Source organism: Zoogloea sp. (assembly GCF_044344315.1).
In the GTDB taxonomy this organism is placed as follows: domain Bacteria; phylum Pseudomonadota; class Gammaproteobacteria; order Burkholderiales; family Rhodocyclaceae; genus Zoogloea.
Window position 1 is genome coordinate 1 of record NZ_JBIJDC010000170.1, and the last position, 5371, is coordinate 5371.

Consider the following 5371-nt stretch of genomic DNA (forward strand, 5'->3'; position numbering starts at 1 on the left):
CGAATGACCGGGGGTGGCGGGTCGCCTTCTTTGCCTTCTTTCTTGGCGAAGCAAGAAAGAAGGTCGCCCGCCGGGGCGAAATCCCGGCCGATGTAACGCCAAACACCGGAACGCCCGCAAGTAAGGGCTCACGCCCTACCTGTCGAAGCGAAAACGCTTTCCACACTTAACGCGAACAGAGCCAATTCACTCGACCCCACAGGAGAAGCCGCGCCGGCCGTTGGTCAGCGGCATTTCCTGTCCCCCGTGACGTACCGACGGCAGAAAGAGGAGTTCTTGAAAGGAACGCAGCAGCGGGGCACGCTTCTTTTTCAATCGGCAGCCCCGCTCCGGGTTCAGCCCTTGGTCGCCTTGTCGGCGTCCTTCCCGGCTTCAGCCGGCTTCGGCGTGGTCGGGTGGAACTCCTCGGGTGTCGCCCCCTCCTTCGGGGCGCCGATGGCCTGTTCGACCTGGGGCAGCGAATGCGCAATGCCCTTGTGGCAGTCGATGCAGGTCTTGCCTTCGTTGAGGCCGGTCTGGTGCATCTTCGACGAGCGACGGCCCTGCTCGGCATAGTCGAAGCCGTCGTAGTTGTGGCAGTTGCGGCACTCGCGGGAGTCGGTCTTCTTCATCCGTTCCCATTCATGCTTGGCCAACTCCAGACGCTTGGCGTTGAACTTCTCGGGCGTGTCGATGGTGCCGAGGATCTTGTGCAGCACTTCGTTGGACGCCTGGATCTTGCGGATCATCTTGGGCCCCCACTCCTTGGGCACGTGGCAGTCCGGGCAGGTGGCCCGCACGCCGGAGCGGTTGGAGGCGTGGATGGTGTTGCGATACTCCTCGTAGACGTTGTCCTTCATCTCGTGACAGGAGATGCAGAACGCTTCCCGGTTGGTCCATTCCATGGCGGTGTTGAAGGCGCCCCAGAACAGGATGCCGCCGATGAACAGCATCGCGGCGAAGCCCCAGCCGAGTGATCGGATGCGGCCGATGAAGCCCTTGTTGTTGGTTTCCATTTATCCGAACTCCCGTGATCTGCCGGTCAGCGCATGCCGGTGCCGGGCTTGAAGGTGTTGCCCACCAGCGGCTTGGCGTCGCTCTGGGGCACGTGGCACTGGTTGCAGAAGTAGCGTCGTGGGGAAACGCTGGACAGCTCCTGGCCTTCCCGGTCCTTGAAGTGGGTCACCGAGATCTTGGTGGCACCGGTCTCCTTGGCACGCACCCAGGCATGACAGTCCAGGCACTTGTTGAAATTCTTGGTGACCGTATAGCCCTTGATGGTGTGGGGAATCAGCGGCGGCTGCTGCACGAAGTCCCGCGGCAGGGGCGCCTGGTCACGGCCATAGCGGGTGCCATCGCCTTCCGGATCGCTGGCATTGATCTCGGCACCGCGCAGGCTTTGCAGCTTGATGGGCGCTTCGGTGGCGGCCACGGCGGCGGCAGGGGCGAGGAAGGTCTGTACAAGGCCCAGGGACAGGGTCATGGCCAGGGCGGCGGCCCGCAGGCGGGTGGAATTGAAGGTCGGCTTGTTCATCACTCGCTCCTTTGGTCGAACCTATGAGTCATTTTGAAAACCTGTTTGTCGCACACGTCGATGCAGCGGCCGCAGGTGGTGCAATCTGCGGCCAGGATGAGGGGGTGGGTCTGCCCCACCTGCTTGAGGGCGGGGCGGATCACCTGGGGCTCGGGGCACACGGCAAAGCAATCCATGCAGTCATCGCAGGCCTTGCGATTGGGGGCGGCAACACGCAGCACCGCCGTCTTGCCGAGCAGCCCGTAGAAGGCGCCCATGGGGCACAGGTGGCCGCACCAGCCGCGGCTGGCCACCAGCAGGTCGTAGATGAAGATGCCGGCGATCACGAAGAGGCCGCCGCCCATGCCGAAGATCAGGCCCCGGTGCAGCAGGGACACGGGATTGACCCACTCCCACACCAGGGTGCCGGTAACAGCGGCGGCGACCAGCAGGCCGCCGAGCAGCCAGTAGCGGGTGGCGGCGTCGGGCACCCGCCCGGTCTTGATGCCCAGGCGGCGACGGCTCCAGGCCGCAGCATCGGTGACCACATTCACCGGGCAGGCCCAGCTGCAGAACACCCGCCCGCCCACCAGCAGATAAAAGCCGAGCACGATGGCGGCGCCGATCAGCGCAGCGGAATACGGCACATGACCGGCGAGCAGGGTCTGCAGCACCAGCAGCGGGTCGGTCAGGGGCAGTACGCCCAGGGTCAGGGACGAGGACAGGTTGCCCTTGGCGATCCACAGGCCGAACCACGGGCCGGTGAGGAAGGCGAGCAGGATGAGCACCTGGCTGCTGCGCCGCAGGATCAGCCAGCGCTGGCGCTGCCACAGGCTGCGCGCCGGGGCGCAGGCCGTTGCAGGCTTTGCGCTGAGGGTGGAGGTCGCCATGGTCACGGCTTCCATTTCGAATTGAGCCCGCCAGCCCCCTTGGGCGGCGGAGCGGCCGGCACACTGGGCGCCGCCGGAATATCCGGGGCCGGCGCATGGGGCGCTACCACCGTCTCGGTGGCCGAACGGCCGGCCGTGGGGCCATCAAATCCGCGCACCGGCATCTCCACCTGCTCGCCGATCAGCGAGCCGCCGTGGCGGGCCTTTTCCTCCCAGCCCTTGCGGTAGTGGTCGGGCAGCGCCCCTTGGGCCAGTTCGCGGGGAAAGACCTTGATGGCAGCCACGGGCAGCACGCAGGATTTCTCGCACTTGCCGCAGCCGGTGCACGCGTCCGAATGGACGGTGGGCAGCAGCATGGCGTGGCGGTCGGAGCGCGGGTTGTGCTGGGTTTCGAGGGTGATGGCCTTGTCGATCACCGGGCACACCCGGTAGCACACGTCACAGCGCAGACCGAGGAAATTGAGACAACTCTCGTGATCGACGAGGGCCGCCAGGCCCATCTGCGCCTTATTGATGTCGGTGAGCGCCCGGTCCAGCGCGCCGGTAGGGCAGGCCTTGACGCAGGGGATGTCCTCGCACATCTCGCAGGGCACCTGGCGCGCATGGAAATAGGGCGTACCGGTGGCCACCGGATCGCCCAGGTCGGACAGCTTCAGGGTGTCGTAGGGGCAGTCGCGCACACACAAGCCACAGCGCACGCAGGCCGACAGGAAATCGTGCTCGGGCAAGGCACCGGGCGGACGCAATGCCTGGGCCGGCAGGGCCGCGGCACTGCGCGAGTAGAGCCCCGCGCCCAGCGCCATCAGACAGCCACCGCCGGCAGCGGCGGCCACACTGTTGATGAACTTGCGCCGCGTCGCCGACGCCGGGGAGGCGTCGGGCGACTTACGGGCGGGTTTCTTGCCGGCGTCCATGATGGCTTCCTGCGGATCCGCCTTAAGCGCGCAACACCTTCACGGCGCACTTCTTGTAGTCCGTCTCTTTCGAGATCGGGCAGGTGGCGTCGAGGGTGAGCTTGTTGACCAGCTTCGATTCATCGAAGAAGGGCACGAAGATCAGGCCGACCGGGGGCTTGTTGCGGCCCTTGGTTTCGATGCGGGCCATCATCTCGCCACGCCGGGACTGCACCTTGACCTGCATGCCGCGCTGCAGACCGCGCTTCTTGGCATCGTCCGGGTGCATGAAGACCTGGGCTTCGGGCACGGCCTTGTGGAGCTCGGGCACGCGACGGGTCATGGTGCCGGTGTGCCAGTGCTCCAGCACGCGGCCAGTACACAGCCACAGGTCGAACTCGGCATCGGGCTTCTCGGGGGGGTCCTGGTAGGGCAGCGCGAAGATGACCGCCTTGCCGTCCTTGTGACCGTAGAACTTCACGCCTTCACCGGCCTTCACGTAGGGGTCATAGCCCTCGCGGAAACGCCACAGGGTTTCCTTGCCATCCACCACCGGCCAGCGCAGGCCGCGTGCCTTGTGATACACGTCGAACTGGGCCAGGTCGTGGCCATGGCCGCGGCCGAAGATCGCGTACTCCTCGAACAGCCCCTTCTGCACGTAGTAGCCGAAGGCTTCGGATTCGTCGTTGGTGTAGTTCTTGATGGCGTGATCGTTGGTCTTGACCAGATCGGTCTTGGGGAACTTGTTCACCACCTTGTTGGCGTAGAGCACGTCATACAGGGTCTTGCCCTTGTACTCCGGCTTCTTGGCGAGCAGCTCGGCCGGCCACACCTCCTCCATCTTGAAGCGCTTGGAGAACTCCATGTACTGCCACAGATCGGACTTGGCCTCGCCCGGCGCCTTGACCTGCTGGCGCCAGAACTGGGTGCGGCGCTCGGCATTGCCGAAGGCGCCTTCCTTCTCGGTCCACATGGCCGAGGGCAGGATCAGGTCCGCAGCCAGGGCCGACACGGTGGGGTACACGTCCGACACCACCACGAAGGCGGCCGGGTTGCGCCAGCCCGGGTAGATCTCCTGGTTGATGTTGGGGCCGGCCTGCATGTTGTTGGTGGTGCTGGTCCAGTAGCACTTGAGCTTGCCGTCCTTCAGGGCACGGCTCTGGGCCACGGCATGGAGGCCGATCTTGTCGGGGATGGTGCCCTCCGGCAGTTGCCAGATCTCCTCGGTGTGGTGGCGATGCTCGGGGTTGGTCACCACCATGTCGGCGGGCAGGCGGTGGGCAAAGGTGCCCACTTCGCGGGCGGTGCCGCAGGCCGACGGCTGACCGGTGAGGGAGAAGGGGCCGGAACCCGGGGTGGAGATCTTGCCCACCAGCAGGTGGACGTTGTAGATCATGTTGTTCACCCAGGTGCCGCGGGTGTGCTGGTTGAAGCCCATGGTCCAGAAGCTGACCACCTTCTTCTTCGGGTCGGCATACACCTCGGCGAGCTTCTTGAGGCGATCGACCGGTACGCCGGAGAGTTTGGACACCTTCTCGGCGGTGTACTCGGAGACGAACTTCTTGAACTCTTCGAAGGTGCTCGGGCGGGCATCGTTGGGGTTGTTCTTGGGCTTGCCTTCGGCGCCGGGGTAGCCGTTGAACTTGGCATCCTTTTCCAGGGCATGGGCAGGTCGGAGGCCAAAGCCGATGTCGGTCTCGCCGATCTTGAAGTTCACGTTCTTCTTCACGAACTCCTGGTTAACCTTGCCGGTCTGGATGATGTAGTTGCAGATGTAGTTGAGGATGGCCAGATCGGTCTGCGGCGTGAAGATCATGCCGTTGTCGGCCAGCTCGAAGCTGCGGTGCTCGAAGGTGGACAGCACGTGCACCTGGGTATCGGTCTTGGTCAGGCGCCGGTCGGTGATGCGGGTCCACAGGATGGGGTGCATCTCGGCCATGTTGGAGCCCCAAAGCACGAAGGCGTCGGCCTGCTCGATGTCGTCGTAGCAGCCCATCGGCTCGTCGATGCCGAAGGTACGCATGAAGCCGGTCACCGCCGAGGCCATGCAGTGGCGGGCGTTGGGGTCGAGATTGTTGGAGCGGAAGCCGGCCTTC

At 65.0% G+C, this 5371-nt stretch carries 5 protein-coding genes; all 5 read right to left on the reverse strand.

The window, feature by feature from the left end; translation table 11 throughout:
* Window positions 1–335: 335 nt before the first annotated feature.
* The gene (locus tag ACIQ09_RS21515; RefSeq protein ID WP_398314354.1) at window positions 336–995 is read right to left on the reverse strand and encodes a NapC/NirT family cytochrome c; all 660 of its coding nucleotides are present in this window, start codon (window positions 993–995) and stop codon (window positions 336–338) included.
* Between the two features lie 26 nt (window positions 996–1021).
* A complete protein-coding gene (locus tag ACIQ09_RS21520; RefSeq protein ID WP_398314356.1) occupies window positions 1022–1513 on the reverse strand; it encodes a nitrate reductase cytochrome c-type subunit in 492 nt (163 codons plus the stop codon).
* The gene (gene napH, locus ACIQ09_RS21525; protein ID WP_398314358.1) at window positions 1513–2382 is read right to left on the reverse strand and encodes a quinol dehydrogenase ferredoxin subunit NapH; all 870 of its coding nucleotides are present in this window, start codon (window positions 2380–2382) and stop codon (window positions 1513–1515) included. The genes ACIQ09_RS21520 and napH overlap by 1 nt, the downstream gene beginning before the upstream one ends.
* A 2-nt stretch (window positions 2383–2384) precedes the next feature.
* Window positions 2385–3296 carry a ferredoxin-type protein NapG gene (gene napG / locus ACIQ09_RS21530; RefSeq protein WP_398314360.1) on the reverse strand — a complete coding sequence of 304 codons (912 nt, stop codon included), beginning with the start codon at window positions 3294–3296 and terminating at the stop codon, window positions 2385–2387.
* A gap of 22 nt (window positions 3297–3318) precedes the next feature.
* Window positions 3319–5371, reverse strand: a 2053-nt coding sequence (gene napA / locus ACIQ09_RS21535; protein ID WP_398314362.1) for a nitrate reductase catalytic subunit NapA, incomplete at its 5' end; no start/stop codon positions are given.